Source organism: Spiribacter roseus, assembly GCF_002813635.1.
Taxonomy (GTDB): Bacteria; Pseudomonadota; Gammaproteobacteria; order Nitrococcales; family Nitrococcaceae; genus Spiribacter; species Spiribacter roseus.
On sequence record NZ_CP016382.1, the window covers coordinates 841903 to 858463 of the forward strand.

At 67.5% G+C, this 16561-nt stretch carries 18 protein-coding genes; 2 read left to right on the top strand and 16 right to left on the bottom strand.

Annotated elements, in window-relative coordinates; translation table 11 throughout:
• Positions 1–4: 4 nt before the first annotated feature.
• Genes recJ through alaC form a run of 5 tightly spaced genes read right to left on the bottom strand, consistent with a single transcriptional unit; the run spans position 5 to position 6423 of the window.
• Entirely contained in the window at positions 5–1750 is a 1746-nt protein-coding gene (gene recJ, locus BBH56_RS04185) for a single-stranded-DNA-specific exonuclease RecJ (RefSeq protein WP_318262609.1), read from the bottom strand.
• The gene (locus BBH56_RS04190) at positions 1747–2763 is read right to left on the bottom strand and encodes a hypothetical protein (RefSeq protein ID WP_157809088.1); all 1017 of its coding nucleotides are present in this window, start codon (positions 2761–2763) and stop codon (positions 1747–1749) included. The genes recJ and BBH56_RS04190 overlap by 4 nt, the downstream gene beginning before the upstream one ends.
• A gap of 3 nt (positions 2764–2766) precedes the next feature.
• A complete protein-coding gene (gene thrC / locus BBH56_RS04195) occupies positions 2767–3903 on the bottom strand; it encodes a threonine synthase (RefSeq protein ID WP_148122046.1) in 1137 nt (378 codons plus the stop codon).
• Positions 3903–5213 carry a homoserine dehydrogenase gene (locus BBH56_RS04200; protein ID WP_144348294.1) on the bottom strand — a complete coding sequence of 437 codons (1311 nt, stop codon included), beginning with the start codon at positions 5211–5213 and terminating at the stop codon, positions 3903–3905. The genes thrC and BBH56_RS04200 overlap by 1 nt, the downstream gene beginning before the upstream one ends.
• Positions 5214–5232: 19 nt before the next feature.
• Entirely contained in the window at positions 5233–6423 is a 1191-nt protein-coding gene (gene alaC / locus BBH56_RS04205) for an alanine transaminase (RefSeq protein WP_110882795.1), read from the bottom strand.
• Between the two features lie 147 nt (positions 6424–6570).
• On the opposite strand from alaC, the gene BBH56_RS04210 reads away from it, so the two are divergent.
• Positions 6571–6951 (top strand): Mth938-like domain-containing protein, encoded by a 381-nt coding sequence (locus BBH56_RS04210; protein WP_110882793.1) that lies wholly within the window; start codon positions 6571–6573, stop codon positions 6949–6951.
• Here BBH56_RS04210 and BBH56_RS04215 read toward each other — a convergent pair.
• Genes BBH56_RS04215 through surE form a run of 4 tightly spaced genes read right to left on the bottom strand, consistent with a single transcriptional unit; the run spans position 6939 to position 9623 of the window.
• Positions 6939–7598: a peptidoglycan DD-metalloendopeptidase family protein gene (locus tag BBH56_RS04215; RefSeq protein WP_198515261.1), complete on the bottom strand. Its 660-nt coding sequence runs from the start codon at positions 7596–7598 to the stop codon at positions 6939–6941. The two genes, BBH56_RS04210 and BBH56_RS04215, sit on opposite strands and share 13 nt — an antisense overlap.
• Before the next feature lie 35 nt (positions 7599–7633).
• Positions 7634–8212 carry a YqaA family protein gene (locus BBH56_RS04220; RefSeq protein WP_148122048.1) on the bottom strand — a complete coding sequence of 193 codons (579 nt, stop codon included), beginning with the start codon at positions 8210–8212 and terminating at the stop codon, positions 7634–7636.
• A complete protein-coding gene (locus tag BBH56_RS04225; protein ID WP_148122049.1) occupies positions 8209–8874 on the bottom strand; it encodes a protein-L-isoaspartate(D-aspartate) O-methyltransferase in 666 nt (221 codons plus the stop codon). Before BBH56_RS04225 ends, BBH56_RS04220 begins: the two co-directional genes overlap by 4 nt.
• Positions 8874–9623 carry a 5'/3'-nucleotidase SurE gene (surE, locus tag BBH56_RS04230; protein WP_148122050.1) on the bottom strand — a complete coding sequence of 250 codons (750 nt, stop codon included), beginning with the start codon at positions 9621–9623 and terminating at the stop codon, positions 8874–8876. The genes BBH56_RS04225 and surE overlap by 1 nt, the downstream gene beginning before the upstream one ends.
• Positions 9624–9693: 70 nt before the next feature.
• On the opposite strand from surE, the gene BBH56_RS04235 reads away from it, so the two are divergent.
• Positions 9694–10230, top strand: coding sequence for a Smr/MutS family protein (locus BBH56_RS04235; RefSeq protein WP_148122742.1), 537 nt, complete (start codon positions 9694–9696; stop codon positions 10228–10230).
• On the opposite strand, the gene truD is transcribed toward BBH56_RS04235, so the two are convergent.
• The 7 genes from truD to BBH56_RS04270 are packed head-to-tail and all read right to left on the bottom strand — an operon-like array spanning position 10231 to position 16525.
• On the bottom strand, positions 10231–11283 hold the full coding sequence (truD, locus tag BBH56_RS04240; protein WP_148122051.1) for a tRNA pseudouridine(13) synthase TruD: 1053 nt from the start codon (positions 11281–11283) through the stop codon (positions 10231–10233). It lies immediately after the preceding gene.
• On the bottom strand, positions 11280–11753 hold the full coding sequence (gene ispF / locus BBH56_RS04245; RefSeq protein WP_148122743.1) for a 2-C-methyl-D-erythritol 2,4-cyclodiphosphate synthase: 474 nt from the start codon (positions 11751–11753) through the stop codon (positions 11280–11282). The genes truD and ispF overlap by 4 nt, the downstream gene beginning before the upstream one ends.
• A complete protein-coding gene (ispD, locus tag BBH56_RS04250) occupies positions 11753–12454 on the bottom strand; it encodes a 2-C-methyl-D-erythritol 4-phosphate cytidylyltransferase (RefSeq protein WP_148122052.1) in 702 nt (233 codons plus the stop codon). The genes ispF and ispD overlap by 1 nt, the downstream gene beginning before the upstream one ends.
• Positions 12447–12728: a septum formation initiator family protein gene (locus BBH56_RS04255; RefSeq protein WP_110882781.1), complete on the bottom strand. Its 282-nt coding sequence runs from the start codon at positions 12726–12728 to the stop codon at positions 12447–12449. Before BBH56_RS04255 ends, ispD begins: the two co-directional genes overlap by 8 nt.
• A gap of 8 nt (positions 12729–12736) precedes the next feature.
• Complete coding sequence (gene eno, locus BBH56_RS04260) at positions 12737–14032, bottom strand: phosphopyruvate hydratase (RefSeq protein WP_148122053.1); 1296 nt, start codon at positions 14030–14032, stop codon at positions 12737–12739.
• A gap of 13 nt (positions 14033–14045) precedes the next feature.
• Positions 14046–14885 (bottom strand): 3-deoxy-8-phosphooctulonate synthase, encoded by an 840-nt coding sequence (gene kdsA / locus BBH56_RS04265; protein WP_148122054.1) that lies wholly within the window; start codon positions 14883–14885, stop codon positions 14046–14048.
• Positions 14882–16525, bottom strand: a complete 1644-nt coding sequence (locus BBH56_RS04270) for a CTP synthase (protein WP_148122055.1) — start codon at positions 16523–16525, stop codon at positions 14882–14884. The genes kdsA and BBH56_RS04270 overlap by 4 nt, the downstream gene beginning before the upstream one ends.
• Positions 16526–16561: the final 36 nt, after the last annotated feature.

Below are 16561 nucleotides of genomic sequence, written 5' to 3' on the forward strand. Positions count from 1 at the left end.
GCGGTCAGCTCGCAATCAGGTGATCCACCACCAGCTGGGGGCGATCAACGCCGCGAAAGCGATTGACCTCCAACCGGAACACCGCCTCAACGCGATCGCCGGGGGCGACGGCAACATCCGGTGCGGCATTGAAGGCAATGGCGTCAATGCGCACTGAAGGCGCGATCTCGGGGCTCAGCGCCAGTTTCAGGTGATGGTCTCCCACCACACGTTGATCGAGCACCCGAAAGGCATCATTGAACCGCGGCTCCGGGAACTCGGCACCCCAGGGGCCGGCATCGCGCAGCATTGCCGCGGTTTCAAGGGTATAGGCATCCGCCGGCAGCGCACCGTCGGTCCAGATCACTTCGCTCACCGGCTCATCGCCCAACCGCAGGCGCACCTGTTCGATCAGGAGTGTCTTGAACGGCTCGAAGTGACGACGCGCCAGCGTGAGCCCGGCCGCCATCGCATGGCCACCAAACCGGTCCACCAGCTGGCCGTCGCTGCGGGTGTTCACGGCATCGAGCAGGTCGCGCATGTGCAGACCGGGCACCGACCGCGCCGAGCCTTTCAGGGTATCGGCGTCTCCCGGGGCGAAGGCGATGACCGGTCGGCGAAAGCGGGCCAGCAGACGCGAGGCCACGATCCCGACGACGCCCTGGTGCCAGTCGGGGTTGAACAGGCACAGGATCGGCGCCATGTCGCCCTCCGCCGCGGCCGCCTCGGCTTCGATATCGGCGACCGCGGTGTCCCGCATCTGCTGCTCGAGGGACCGACGTTCGCGATTGAGCTGCTCGAGCCGGCCGGCGTGACGCTGCGCCGCGGCGGCATCCGCGGCCAGCAGTGTCTCGATGCCGATGCTCATGTCGTCCAGCCGGCCCGCGGCGTTGAGTCGCGGTGCCGCGCCGAACCCGAGATCGGTGGCCGTGGTGATGGCCGGATCACGGCCCGCGGCCTCCAACAGCGCCAGCGTGCCCGGGTTGGCCCGACCGCCGCGGATACGCCGCAGGCCCTGATCCACCAGCAGGCGATTGACGTGATCCAGGGGGACCACATCGGCAATGGTCCCCAGTGCCACGCGGTCGAGCTGATCCACCAGCGCCGGCTCCGGGCGTTTATCGCCAAACCAGTCCCGCTCGCGGAGTGCCGCCCGCGTGGCGAGCATCGCATAGAAACAGACCCCCACGCCGGCCAGATGCGGTGCGCCGAACGCCGGCGAGTCGACCTGCGGGTTGACGATGGCCCGGGCGGGCGGCAGCGCGGACCCGGGCAGGTGATGATCCGTGACCACCACCTCGATGCCGGCGGCGTTGGCGGCCTCGACACCGTCATTGGCACTGATGCCATTGTCCACCGTCAGTATCAGGTCGGGAGTGTACTCTTGGGCCACCTCGACCAGCGCCGGCGACAGGCCATAGCCAAAGTCGAACCGGTTGGGCACCAGATAGTCGACTGACCCCGCGCCCATGGCCCGTAACGCGCTGACCGCCACTGCAGTGCTGGTCGCGCCATCGGCGTCAAAATCGCCCACGACCAGCACCCGGGCGTTGCTGACGACGGCCTCGGCGAGGGCCTGCGCCGCCGGCTCGAGGCCGGCGAGGCCGGCTGGGGGTGGCAGAGCCGCAAGGCGGTAATCCAGCGCTTCGGCGGTGGTGACACCGCGGGCCGCATAGAGCCTTCGCAGCAGCGCGGGCCAGTCATCCGGTAGCGCCCCGACACCCGGCGCCGGCTGACGGTGGCGGATCTGCCCGCCCGGCGGCCGCGTCACTCGCGTGCCACCCATTCACCGAGTGGTCGTAGACGGCGCCAGAACCGGCGCCGCGCCCCCGGATCGAGGCCAAATTCGCCGCTGCCCCCGGTGCGAAGCGCGACCCGGCGCCCGTCGCTGAGGGCGAGATCCCGCAGGCAGGGCGCCCAGCCTGCCTCGAAACGCTGCAACGCCGCCAACCAGCCCTCGACATCGCCGCCCAGCAACGCCCGCTCGGCATCGGTCCAGACAATGACGACATTCCCCGCGGCCGCGAGCTCCGCACGCGTGACCGCATCGCAGGGGCTGACGGGGAGGCCCAGCGCTGTCCCCACCGCGCGGGCGAACGGATCATCCGTGACGATCCAGTCCACATCGGCATCTGCCGCGGCCGCATCGCCGGGGCCACCGCCCCAGAACCACAGACCATTGACTGACAGGTCACCCCGCGCCTCGCGGGCACTGTTGACGGGATGATCGAACAGGAACATCTGCACTTCGTTGAGCAGTTGCCGCCACGGTCGGCTGGCGGCGTCGTCGGGGATGACGGTATCAAGATACTGCCCAGCGACCGCCCGCAATGCCGGCAGCTCGGGCCCGGGGGGCTGTTCGGCAGTCAGCAGCCATTCACCGTCCCGACTCTCGAGCGCCAGTCCATCGGCGCCGAACAGGCGGTTGAAGTCGGTACAGATCGACGACGACTCGTCATCGCTCAGGCGCAGCGCATCGCCGGCGAAGAGCAGCAGGCGATCTCGATCGGGGCGCAGATGAACGGGCGCCGCCCGGTAGCCCCGACGCCCTGCCGGCGCCGCGAACGCCCGGGCCAGCAACGCCCCGGGCGCCGGCGACGGCGTGACGAGCCCCCGAATCAGCGCTTCGCCGTCCGCCGCCCCGTCGCGACGCCGCCGGGCCTTGCCCAGCAGATACTCCAGTGCGGGAAACGGCCCCGCTGAGGCGGTCGCGTCGGCCAGCGTCGCCGGCACCAGGCCGAGTAAGGCGGGCGCAAGACAACGGATCCTGGGCGTCGTTGACACGCCCTAACCCATCTTACCGAGGATGGCCTCGCGGACGGCGGCCCCGCTGGCATCCACCGTGCTGACGGCGGACTCGGCATGGCGCTGGGCCACATCCGGATCTTTCAGACCGTGGCCAGTGAGGGTACAGACCACGCGACTGCCGGCCGGGATCTGGCCGTTGTCGATGTCGCGCAGCGCCCCCGCCACCGAGACCACCGAGGCCGGCTCGCAGAAAATCCCCTCGTGACTGGCAAGCTGCCACTGGGCATCAAGGATGGCCTCGTCGCTGAACTCGTCAAACCAGCCGCCCGACTCGCGTGAGGCGGTGAGCGCATAATCCCAGCTCTGGGGCGCGCCGATGCGGATGGCCGTGGCGAGGGTCTCCGGGTGGCTGACCGGTCCGCCGCGCAGAAACGGCGCCGAGCCACTCGCCTGATAGCCCAGCATGACAGGGCGCTTGCCCCCGGCCCCCTGATGGAACTGGCAGTCGCCGCCACAGAATCCGCAGGCCTGGGTGCCTGCCTGCCCGGGGCTCAGCACCATCTCGCTGTAACCCATCCAGTAGGCAGTGATGTTGCCGGCGTTGCCCACCGGCAGACAGTGATAATCCGGGGCCGCACCCAATGCCTCGCAGATCTCGAACGCGGCGGTCTTCTGCCCCTGCAGACGGTAGGGGTTGACCGAATTGACCAGGCTCACCGGTGCCTGTTCAGCCATTTCCTTGACGATGCGCATGCCATCGTCGAAATTGCCGCGGATCTGCAGCACCTCGGCACCGTGCATGATGGCCTGGGCGAGCTTGCCCATGGCGATCTTGCCATCGGGAATGAGCACGAACGCCTTGATCCCGGCACGCGCGGCATAGGCCGCCGCCGACGCCGAGGTATTGCCGGTGGAGGCACAGATGATCGCTTCACTGCCCTCCGCCACGGCCTGGGTGACCGCCACGGTCATGCCGCGGTCCTTGAACGAGGCCGTGGGGTTGAGCCCCTCATACTTGACGTAGAGCTCGATATCGCGGTCGCGCGCGACCGGCAGGTTTTCGAGCCGGATCAGCGGCGTATTCCCCTCGCCCAGGCTGATCGGCCGGGCGCCCGGTGTCAGCGGCAGGCGATCCCCGTAGGCACCGATCAATCCGGTATAGCGATTGCCTTGCATCACAGTAGCGCCTCCACGCGAATGCGGGTCACCTTGCCGTGAATGGCCTCCATCGCCTCAATACGGCTGCAGGCTTCATCCATGCGGAACTCCTGCACCCGATGCGTCAACAGGATGACCGGCACTGTCTCGGCCCCGGGGGCGGGTTGTTTCTGGATGACCGCCTCGATGCTGATGCCGGCGTTACTGAGAATGCCGGTCAGATCGGCCAGCACGCCAGGCTGATCCTGGGCTTCAACGCGCAGGTAATAGGCCGTTTCCACCGACTGCATGCCGAGCACCGGCTCGTCGGACAGCGAGTGGGCCTGGAACGCGAGGTAGGGCACCCGGTTTTCGGGCTCGAGCGTGAACTCTCGCACCACATCCACCAGATCGGCCACCACCGCCGATGCCGTCGGCTCGGCGCCGGCACCGGCCCCGTAGTAGAGCGTTGGCCCCAGCGGATCGGCATTGACCATGACCGCGTTCATGACCCCATCGACATTGGCCAGCAGCTGGCGCTCGGGCAGCAGCGTGGGGTGCACGCGCAGCGCGATGCCGTCGCCCTCTCGGCGGCAGATGCCCAGGTGCTTGATCCGAAAACCCAGCTCGGCGGCGTAGTTGACATCGTCGGTGCTGACCTGGCCGATGCCCTCGGTATAAACCTTGTCAAACTGCAGCGGGATGCCAAAGGCGATCGAGGCCAGAATGGTCAGCTTGTGGGCGGCATCGATGCCGTCGACGTCAAACGTGGGGTCGGCCTCGGCATACCCCAGGCGCTGGGCTTCGGCGAGGACGTCGCCGAATTCACGGCCGGCGTAGCACATCTCGGTGAGGATGAAGTTGCCGGTGCCGTTGATGATCCCGGCGAGCCACTCGATGCGGTTGCCGACCAGGCCCTCGCGGACCGCCTTGATGATGGGAATCCCTCCCGCGACGGCGGCCTCAAAACCCACCGTCACGCCATTGGCCCGGGCCCGGGCAAAGATCTCGTTACCATGCAGCGCGATCAGCGCCTTATTGGCGGTGACGACATGTTTGCCGTTATCCAGGGCCCGGAGGATCAGCGACTTGGACAGTGTCTCGCCACCGATCAGCTCGACGATGATCTCGATTTCGGGATCGTCGACGACGGCATGCGCATCATAGTCGAGCTGGATATGCTCGGTGCTGCAGGTCCGCGGGCGATCGGGATGCCTCGCCGCGGCCCGGACGACATCCACGGGGCGCCCCGCCCGTCGCGTGATCTCGTCACGATTGCGCTCCAGCAGGTTGACGGTTCCGCCGCCCACCGTGCCCAGCCCGAGTACTCCGACCTTTACCGGATCCAAGTTCGTTTCTCCCTTCCTGTTACTGCCCAAGCCCATCGCGTCGGAACATCTGCTTGATGCCCCGTACCGCCTGGCGTGTTCTGTGTTGATTCTCGATCAGCCCGAAGCGCACATGCGTGTCGCCGTATTCACCAAACCCGACCCCGGGTGAAACCGCCACGCCGGCATCGCTGATCAGCTTTTTCGCGAACTCCAGCGAGCCCATGGACTGATAGGGCTCGGGGATGCGCGCCCAGGCGAACATCGTCGCCTGGGGGCGCTTGATGGGCCAGCCCGCGGCCTCCAGCCCATCGCAGAGCACGTCACGACGCCCCTGGTAGGTGTCGCGGATTTCCGTGACGCAGTCCTGCGGCCCTTCCAGCGCATGGATGGCGGCCACCTGGATGGGCGTGAACATGCCGTAGTCGAGATAGGACTTCATCCGCGCCAGTGCGGCGATCAGTTTCTCGCTGCCGCACATGAATCCGACCCGCCAGCCGGGCATGTTGTAGCTCTTCGACAGTGAAAACGACTCCACCGCCACCTCGCGGGCCCCCGGCACCTGCAGGATCGATGGCGCCTGATAGCCGTCGTAGACCAGGTCGGCATAGGCCAGATCGTGGACGATCCAGATCCGGTGCTCGCGGCAGATCTCCACCACCCGTTCAAAGAACGCCAGATCGACGCACTGCGCCGTGGGGTTGGCGGGAAAGTTGAGGATCAGCATCTTCGGCTTCGGCCAGGTGTCCTTGATGGCCTTCTCAAGCTCGGTGAAAAAGTCACCGTCCTCAACCAGCGGCACATGACGGATGTCGGCGCCCGCGATCACCACGCCGTAGGGATGGATCGGATAGGCCGGGTTCGGGACCAGCACCGCGTCGCCCGGCCCGAGGGTGGCCAGCGCCAGATGCGCCAGCCCCTCCTTGGAGCCGATGGTCACGATGGCCTCGCTCTCGGGGTCGAGCGATACGTTATAGCGATCCTCGTACCAGCGGGTGATGGCCCGGCGCAGCCGGGGGATCCCACGGGAGACCGAATAGCGATGGGTGTCCGGCCGCTGGGCCGCCTCCGCCAGCTTGTCGACGATATGCCGCGGCGTGGGCTGATCGGGGTTGCCCATGCCAAAGTCGACAATGTCCTCGCCACGGGCGCGGGCTGCTGCCTTGAGTTCATTGACGATGTTGAACACATACGGCGGCAGGCGCTTGATGCGCTGGAATTCTTCGTTCAAGGCGGTCCCCTCGGGGCGGTCGTTTGATCGAACTCGGGATCATTTCCCGAAAGGCACAATGATAAACCCTGAACGCTAAAATTCCCTCCCGGACCTGTCAAATCGGGGCAGTTGCCCGGGGCCCGTCCCAGTCGCTATTGTTGCGCCATGAAGATGAGTCTTGACGGTGCCGAGGGCACCTACCGCATCCAGGGCTACGCCGACGGCGAGATCCGCATCAACGATGTGCGCTACAACCGGAGCCTGCTGGTGACACCCGATACCCTGGTCACCGAGTGGGGGCCGGCGTCGGTGGAGGCCGCCCGCACGAGCGACTTCGCCGCCGTCCATGAACTCGACCCCGAAGTGGTCCTGCTGGGCACCGGCGTCCACCAGACCTTCCCCAGCCGTGAGCTCATGCTGAGCGTGATGGAGACCGGCGTGGGGCTGGAGGTCATGGATACCGCCTCGGCCTGCCGGACTTACAACGTCCTTATGTCCGAGGGCCGGCGGGTGGTGGCCGCGCTGATCATCGATCAGGGCAGATAGTCACCCGGATCCACGGGCTCGCCCCGCTGCCTGAGCTCGAAATGCAATTCGCCGGGCCGCGCGTCACTGGCGCCCACCCGGGCGATCGTCTCCCCCTGGGCGACCGTGGCGCCCTCGTCCACCAGCAGGGCGCGATTGTAGCCATAGGCGGTCAGGTAGCGCGCATTGTGTTGGATGATCACCAGATTGCCGTAGCCGGGCAGTCCATCACCACTGTAGACCACCTCGCCGGCGGCGGCGGCAAGCACCGGGCTGCCCGGATCGGCCGCGATCCCGATGCCCCGCTTGCCGGGTGACCCGGGGTTGTAGTCGCGCACGATCTCGCCCTCCAGTGGCCATTGCCAGGTCGACGGGTCCGGGCGCTGCACCGGCGCCGGCGTCGCCGCGGTCTGAGACTGCCGACCCTGCGGCGGACGCAGCTGCAGGGATTGACCGGGATAGATCACATAAGGGGGCTCAATGTCGTTCCACTGCGCGATGTCACGAAAGTCGAGCCCGGCGCCAAAGGCGATCTGATAGAGCGTATCGCCCTCGCGCACGGTATAGGCGTCGGCCGTCCCGGTGGGGGCAGCCCTTCCAGTGGGGATGGCCGACTCGCGCACGGCCCGGTCGGCGGGATAGTCAAACTCGGAACAGCCGCCCAGCACGAGCAGTGCCGCCGCGCATGCCGCCAGAGGCCGCCCTACCGCGACAGGTACACGACCAGGGCGAGCAGCACGATCACACTGAACCACCCGATCCGCTCCATATAACGACGCAGCCACGGTTCCATGCGCGGGCCGCCCCACCCCAGCACCGCGGCCACCAGATAGAACCGCGCCCCCCGGCCCAGTAGCGACGCCAGCAGGAAGGGCAGCCAGGCAATGGCCATGGCGCCGGCCGCGATGGTGAAGATCTTATAGGGGATCGGCGAAAAACCGGCCACCAGCACCACCCAGAAGCCCCAGTCCACGAACCAGCCACGCGCCGTCTCGTAGGCCGGTGCATAGCCGGCCTCCTCAATCAGGGGCAGGACCAGCTCGAGGCCCAGAAGACCGATCAGATACCCGAGCACACCGCCCGCCACCGAGGCCAGGGTGGTGAGCGTTGCCAGTCGCATGGCCCGCCGCGGCCGGGCCATGCACATGGGCGCGAGCATGACATCGGGCGGCACGGGGAAGAATGAGGACTCGGCAAAACTCAACCCCGCCAGCATCCACGGCGCCCGGGGATGCCCGGCCCAGCGCAGGACCCGATCGTAGAGCGCGGTAAAGACCTTCATCCCTCGATGCCGCCGCGCATGGGGACAAAGCTGACGGCTTCCACGGTCTGCTCGTCGAACGCGCCCGCCCGTCGGTGCCAGACCCGCAGTTCCTGGGTGCCTCCGCCACCCACCGGTGCCATCAACTGGCCATCGTCGGCGAGCTGCTCGAACAGCGCGGGCGGCACCGTCTCAGGGGCCGCGGTCAGTATGATGGCATCAAACGGCGCGGCCGATGGCCAGCCCTCGAAACCGTCGCCAAGGCGCTGCCGGATATTGCCGATGCCGAGCTGGCGGAACAGCGCACGGCTGCGCTCGTAGAGGGCACGAATGCGCTCAATGGTGCAGACCTCATCGACCAGCGCCGCGAGCACCGCGGCCTGATAGCCCGAACCCGTCCCCACCTCAAGCACCCGCGAGGGGATCCGGTCCCGGATGAGGATCTCGGTCATGCGGGCCACCACGAACGGCTGCGAAATCGTCTGCCCGTGACCGATCGGCAGCGCGGTGTCCTCGTAGGCCCGCGATGCCAGTGCCTCGTCAACAAACAGGTGCCGGGGGATCTGGCGCATCACGTTGAGCACCCGGGCATCACGGATCCCGGCGTCGCCCAGCCGGCCGGCCAGCCGCTCACGGGTACGCCGCGATGTCATGCCGATGCCCTGACGGCGGTGATCGTCCATCAGCGCAGTCCCTCGATCCAGCCGGCCACTGAGTCGAGTGCTGCATAACGGGTCAGATCAACCTGCATGGGCGTAATGGAGATCGCCCCACGCTCAATGGCGTCAAAATCGCTTCCGGGGCCCGCATCCTGGCGTGCCCCGGGCGGCCCGATCCAGTAGATGGGCCGTCCCTTGGGGTCATGATCGCGGATCGCCGCTTCGGCGCGATGACGACTGCCGAGCCGGGTCGCCTCGATGCCGGTGACCTCGGCCCAGGGCCGATCCGGGACATTGACGTTGAGGATGGTGTCGGCCGGCAACGGATCATGGTGCAGCCGGTTGATCAATTGCCGCGCCATGGCCGCCGCCGTGGCGTAATGCGTGGGCGCATCGCCCACCAGGGAAATCGCGATCGCCGGCAGACCCAGCGTCCGGCCCTCCATGGCGGCGGCTACCGTCCCGCTGTAGAGCACATCATCGCCCAGGTTGCCACCGGCATTGATCCCCGAGACCACCATGTCCGGCAGCGCTTCAAGCAGGCCCGTGGTGGCCAGGTGCACGCAATCCGTGGGGGTGCCATCCACCCGGAAGACACCGCTGCGGATTTCATCAACGCGTAGCGGGCGGTCCAGTGTCAGCGAGTTGCTCGCGCCACTGCGGTCGCGCACCGGTGCCACCACCGTGACGCTGGCCTGCTCGGCGAGCGTGGCGGCGAGTTCGCCGATGCCCGTGGATTCATAGCCGTCGTCGTTGCTGACGAGAATTCTCATGGAAGGCCCTTTTCTCCTTGCGCTTTTGCCCGTGTACTATACCGATCCCGAGACGCTGCGGGAGACAGCCATGGAAGATCAGGACCGGGAGACCGCCCTTTTCCGGGCGGCCATGGAGGATGTCAGTCCGCTTGAGCACCCGGACACGCCCGATCTGCGGCGCCGCCGTCCGCCACCGATCCCCGGCCAGCGTCGTGCCGACGACCGGGCGGTGCTGCGGGAGCTCGCCGAAGGCGAACAGGACGGCGCCGAGCTGGGCGCGGAACTGGGCGAGGCCCTTGCCTGGTCGCGTGCCGGCCTCCATCGCAAAACCCTGCGCCGGCTACGTCGGGGCGATTTCAGTGTAATGGCCGAGCTCGACCTGCACGGCCACACGGTCGACTCGGCGCGCCGCCTGCTGACCGACTTCCTCAACGAATGCCACCGCCGACACATGGGCTGCGTGCGGGTGATCCACGGCAAGGGCCGGCGCTCGTCAAACGCCGGACCGGTCCTCAAGGGACAGGTGGACCGCTGGCTGCGCCAGCGCGACGACATCCTCGCCTTCTGTTCCGCGCGGCCGGTGGACGGCGGCACGGGGGCGCTGTATGTGCTGCTGCGACGCTGATCAGTCATTGACCGCCTCGACCAGCTCGCGGATCACCATCGTGGCGTAGGCGCCCCGGGTCAGCTCAAAGCGCAGGCGCCAGGTCCCCGGCGCCATCCGCCAGCCAGCGAGCGCAGCGACGCTCAGACGCAGCGCCCGTCGATCGGCGGTGACACGCTGGTCCGCCAGCGCCTGAATGACCGCCGCCCAGTCCTGCAATACCGCCGACTCGCGCTCGATCAATGCCGCCGTCTGCGGCTGGCGCCGATTGGTGGCGCCGGGCAGAGGCCCCGTGGGGTGGATCCGCAGGCCGGCCGCGCGGCGGCGGTTGAAGGCCGTTTCGGCCGCCTCGGCAGCAAAGAGGCTGCCACGTCCATCGAGCACCAGCAGATCGCCGGGGCGCGGCTGGGACCAGTCACCGGCGTCAATGCGCCGCGCCAGCACCGCATTGAACATGGCCGAGCGTGCCGCCGAGATCAGCATGCTGCGGTCATTGCGCGAGCGCGGGCGCTCGCCGCCCGCGAGCCAATTAAGGGCCCGGTCCAGATTCTGTCCATGACGGCCAAAACGCTGGCCACCAAAATAATTGGGCACCCCGTGGCGGGCAATGGTCACGAGCCGCGCGGCGATATCCCGGGGCGCGGCATCGACATCACGCAGCGTAAGGGTGAAGCGGTTGCCCGTCAGCGCCCCCACCGGCAGCTTGCGCCGGTGGCGCTGGACATCGATCACATCCAGCGCCTGCCCGTCCTGATCAACCACGCGACCCAGCGGGGCGAGTGGCGCATTGACCGGCCAGGGCACGGATAACCATTGCGTCGTGACCGCCTGACGGTCCTTGCGCCCGGCATAGCCCATGGCCCGGCGCTCCACCTGCCAGTGCCCGGCCAGCTGCTGGACGGCCTGCTGGGTGGTCAGTCCGCGTTTGCGGATACGCACCAGCAGATGCGGGCCGTCCCCGGTCGGGGCAAAGCCCAGGCGCTCGTCGACTTGGAAATCCTCGGGGCTGACCGCAACACGCGCCGTGCCCACCGGCGTGCCCCAGGCGAGCGGCCAGTCGCCTGTCCCGCTCACGGGCAGTCAACCAGCGCCACGGCGCTGGCGGCGATCCCCTCACCGCGCCCGGTAAACCCCATCCACTCAAGCGTTGTCGCTTTCAGATTGATCTGTCCCTCCGACAGGTCAAGGTCTGCCGCAATGCGGGTGCGCATGGCGGGCAGGTGCGGCGCCAGGCGCGGCCGCTGGGCGATCAGGGTGGCGTCGAGGTTGCCGATCACGCCGCCCTGCCCCGCGACGAGGGCACCCACACGGCGCAGCAGCACGCGGCTGTCGATCTGCGCGTAGGCCGCATCGGTGTCCGGGAAATGCTGGCCGATGTCGCCCTGACCGACAGCGCCCAGCAGCGCGTCGCATAACGCATGCAGCAGCACATCTCCGTCCGAGTGCGCGGCCAGTCCGTATTCATAGGCCACCTCGACGCCGCCCAGCACTAGACGTCGGTCGGCGACCAGCCGATGGGCATCGATGCCCTGACCGATCCGCATCATTCCGGCGTCCTCCGTCGGTTGCGCTCAATGGCATTGGCCAGCCAGTGGATGTCTTCGGGATAGGTGTACTTGATGTTGCCCGGATCACCCGCGACCAGCCGTGGGCGCGCACCGAGCCCCTCCATGGCCTGGGATTCGTCAGTCACCCGGGTATCACGGGCAAGCGCCGTCTGCAGCCGCCCCAGCGGGAACAACTGCGGGGTCATCGCCTGCCAGAGTCCTTCCCGGGACGGCGTATCGGCCACCCGACCCGCCGCATCGGCGCGCTTCAGGGTGTCACGCACCGGCGCGGCCAGCAGCCCGCCATCCGGGTCATCGGCGACGGCCTCGATCAGTCGGGTGATATCGGTCGCCGGGACCGCCGGCCGGGCCGCGTCGTGGACCAGAACCCCGTCGCCTTCCGCGGCGCCCCAGTCCCGCAACGCCGCCAGTCCGGCACGGATCGAGTCCTGGCGCTCCGCGCCGCCCGGGCAGTCGCGTACCCGGTCATCGCGCCGCAGCGAGGCCTGATCGAACAGCGCATCATCGGCGGCCCGCACGATCATCACGCCGGCAATATCAGGTACCTGACAGAGTGCATCGAGCGACCAGGCCAGAACCGGTCGACCGGCCAGATGGTGGTACTGCTTGGGCGTCCCGGCGCGCAGGCGCTGGCCACTGCCGGCCGCCGCGATCAGCCCCCAGAGGCGTTTAGCCATCCCGCGGTCCGATCACCCGATAGAAGTGTTCATCAGCGCCGATCATGCCCATGTCACGGCGCGCCCGTTCCTCGACACTGCGCAGTCCACTGCGCAGGTCGGCGACATCCGCTGCCAGCGCCCGGTTGCGCTCGTCGAGGCGGGCGTTTTCGCCGCGCTGCTCGGCGACCGCGGCCTGCAGTCGCTGCATGGCGGGGACGCTGCCCTCACCCAGCCAGAGCCGCGACTGCAGCACCACGATCAACACCACCAGCGCCGCCGCCATCCAGCGCATCGTCGGACTCAGGCGCCCATGCGACGCAGGTTGGGGAATGCCGAGCGACCCGCGTAACGGGCCCGCTCACCCAGCGCCTCTTCAATCCGCAGCAGCTGATTGTATTTGGCAACGCGGTCCGAGCGGCACAGGGAGCCGGTCTTGATCTGCGTGGCGGTGCTGGCGACGGCCAGATCGGCGATGATCGTATCCTCGGTCTCGCCCGAGCGATGGGAAACCACCGCCGAGTACCCGGCGCCATCGGCCATACTGATCGCATCCAGCGTCTCAGTCAGCGTACCGATCTGATTGAACTTGATGAGGATCGAGTTGGCGATGCCCTGATCAATGCCACTCTGGAAGATGCGCGTATTGGTCACGAACAGATCGTCGCCCACCAACTGGACGCCCTCGCTGATCTGGCGCGTGAGGGTGGCCCAGCCGTCCCAGTCATCCTCGCCCATACCGTCCTCGATCGAGATGATCGGATAACGCGCCACCCAGTCGGCGAGCACGGCGGCGAAGCCATCGGCATCAAAGCGCCGGTCTTCGGAGGCCAGATAGTATTCGCCGTTCTCACAGAACTCGGAGCTGGCGGCGTCCAGCGCCAGCCAGACCTGCTCGCCCGGGGTATAGCCGGCGGCTTTCACCGCCTCGAGGATGACTTCGATGGCCGCTTCGTTCGAAGGCAGGTCCGGGGCGAAGCCGCCCTCATCGCCCACCGCCGTTGACAGTCCCCGCCCGCCGAGCACTTTCTTGAGGGCGTGGAAAATCTCGGTGCCGCAGCGCAGCGCGTCACTGAAGCGATCAAAGCCGATCGGCATCACCATGAATTCCTGGATGTCGACGCTGTTACTGGCATGCGCGCCGCCGTTGAGGATATTCATCATGGGCACGGGCAGGGTGTATTCCTCGGCCGGAGCCAGATAGGCGAACAGCGACTGGCCCGCCGACCGCGCCGCCGCCTGAGCCACCGCCAGCGAGGCGCCGAGCAGCGCATTGGCGCCCAACCGGCCCTTGTTGTCCGTGCCGTCGAGGGCAATGAGGCGCTCGTCAATGCCACGCTGATCCTCGGCGGTCATGCCATTCAGGGCGTCGTTGATCTCGCCGTTGACGTTGGCCACTGCCCGGGTCACGCCTTTGCCCAGATAACGCGTCTTGTCCCCATCGCGCAGCTCCACGGCCTCACGCGCCCCGGTGGAGGCGCCCGACGGCACCGCTGCGCGGCCCAGGCTGCCATCGCTGAGGGTGGCCTCGGCCTCGAGGGTTGGATTGCCGCGCGAGTCGAGGATCTCGCGGGCGTGGATGCGGGTGATGGTGGGCATGAATCGGCTCCTTTTACAGTTCGTTTTCGGCAAATCCGTGCTGTCGGGTGACGGCATCCAGCGCTGTGAGCGCATCGAGGAGTGCCGGCAGCCGTTGCAATGGCCAGCTGTTGGGGCCATCCGACAGGGCATTGGCCGGATCGGGGTGGGTTTCCATGAAAAGACCGCTGACGCCAGCCGCCACGGCGGCACGGGCGAGCACCGGGACATGCTCACGCTGCCCACCGGAGGCACTGCCCTGGCCGCCCGGCAGTTGCACCGAGTGGGTGGCATCGAAAATCACCGGGGCGCCGATGGCACGCATGACCGCCAGCGAGCGCATATCCGCGACCAGATTATTGTAGCCAAAGCTCACGCCGCGCTCGCACACCGTGATCTGTGTGTTACCGGTCTCGCGGGCCTTGTCGACCACATTGGCCATATCCCAGGGCGCCAGGAACTGACCCTTTTTGAGATTGACCGGCAGCCCACAGGCCGCCACCGACTGAATGAAGTCGGTCTGGCGGCACAGAAAGGCGGGGGTCTGCAGCCAGTCCACCACCGAGGCCACCTCATCCAGCGGCGTGGCCTCGTGCACATCGGTGAGGACCGGCACATTGAAGCGCTCGCGCACGGCGGCGAGGGTCTCCAGCCCGGCGGCGCGCCCGAGCCCGCGATAACTGGACGCCGACGAACGGTTGGCCTTGTCGTACGAGGCCTTGAAGATCAACGGGATGCCGCGCTCGGCGGTCATCGCCACGAGCTGCTCGGCGATGGCGAGCGTCTGTGCCCGCGATTCAACCACGCAGGGGCCCGCAATCAGGCAGAGCGGGTGGTCAAGCCCCAGTGGCTGGCCCTGCACCCGGAGGGTCACGAGGCCTGGTCCGCGCGCGCATCGCGCTGGGCGGTGGCGGCGTCAATGAAATCGGCGAACAGCGGGTGGCCATCGCGCGGCGTCGAGGTGAACTCCGGATGGAACTGGCAGGCCAGGAACCAGGGATGATCCGGCAGCTCCACCGCCTCGACCAGATGGCCATCCCCCGACCAGCCGGCGATCACCAGCCCCGCGTCCGTCAGGCGCTCGGCATAGCCGTTGTTGAACTCATACCGGTGGCGATGCCGCTCGCGGATCACATCCTTGCCATAGACCCGGTGGAACCGCGTCCCGCGGACCAGCGTCGAGGCCTGAGCCCCCAGCCGCATGGTCCCGCCCAGATCCGAGTCGCTGTCGCGGTACTCGCGCAGGCCTTCGGCGTTCATCCACTCGGTGATCAGCGCGATCACCGGGTGTCGTGGGTGGGTGACGAACTCGGTGCTGTGCGCCCCTTCAAGCCCGGCCACATGGCGGGCGAATTCGATCACGGCCACCTGCAGCCCCAGACAGATGCCCAGAAACGGCACCTCCGCCTCGCGGGCATAACCCGCCGCGGCGATCTTGCCCTCAATGCCGCGCTCGCCGAAGCCGCCGGGCACAAGGATCGCATCCACGTCATTGAGCAGCGACGTGCCTTCACGCTCGATGGCCTCCGAGTCGACGTAGCGGATATGCACTTTCTGGCGCTGCTGGATACCGGCGTGACGCAGCGCCTCATTCAGCGACATATACGCATCCGCCAGATCCACGTATTTGCCGACCATGGCCACGGTCACCTCGCCGACCGGCGACTCCATGGCCTCGACCACATGCGCCCAGTCGTTGAGCGTGGCCGGCGGCAGTGTAAGGCCGAGTTTTTCCGCGACGATGCCATCGAGATGCTGCTCGTGGAGCATCGCCGGGACTTTGTAGATGTTGTCGACGTCCAGTGCCGAGATCACCGCACGCGGCTCGACATTGGTGAACAGCGCAATCTTGCGGCGCTCTTCGGCGGGTATCGGCATGGACGCGCGACACACGAGGATGTCGGGCTGGATCCCGATACTGCGCAGTTCCTTGACCGAGTGCTGGGTCGGCTTGGTCTTCATCTCGCCCGCCGCCCCGATCCAGGGCAGCAGCGTGAGGTGAATGAACAGGCAGCGCTCACGGCCAAGCTCGGTGCCCATCTGCCGGATCGCCTCGAGAAACGGCAGCGATTCGATATCGCCCACCGTCCCGCCAATCTCGATCAGGGCGATGTCCGACTCACCGGCGCCGTCTTCAATGCAGCGTTTGATCTCGTCGGTGATATGCGGGATGACCTGGACGGTGCCGCCCAGATAGTCGCCGCGGCGCTCCTTACGGATCACGCTCTCGTAGATCCGCCCGGTGGTGTGATTGTTGGCCTGGGCGGCGCGCATGCGCACGAACCGCTCGTAGTGGCCCAGATCCAGGTCCGTTTCGGCGCCGTCGTCGGTGACGAAGACCTCGCCGTGCTGGAACGGACTCATGGTGCCCGGATCGACGTTGATGTAGGGGTCAAGCTTGACCATGGTCACGCTGAGGCCGCGTGCCTGCAGGATGCTGCCCAGGGAGGCGGCGGCGATGCCCTTGCCCAATGAGGACACGACACCGCCGGTGATAAAGATGAATCGCGTCATTATACCGTCGGTCTGGTGGCGGAATGGGTGAGCCGG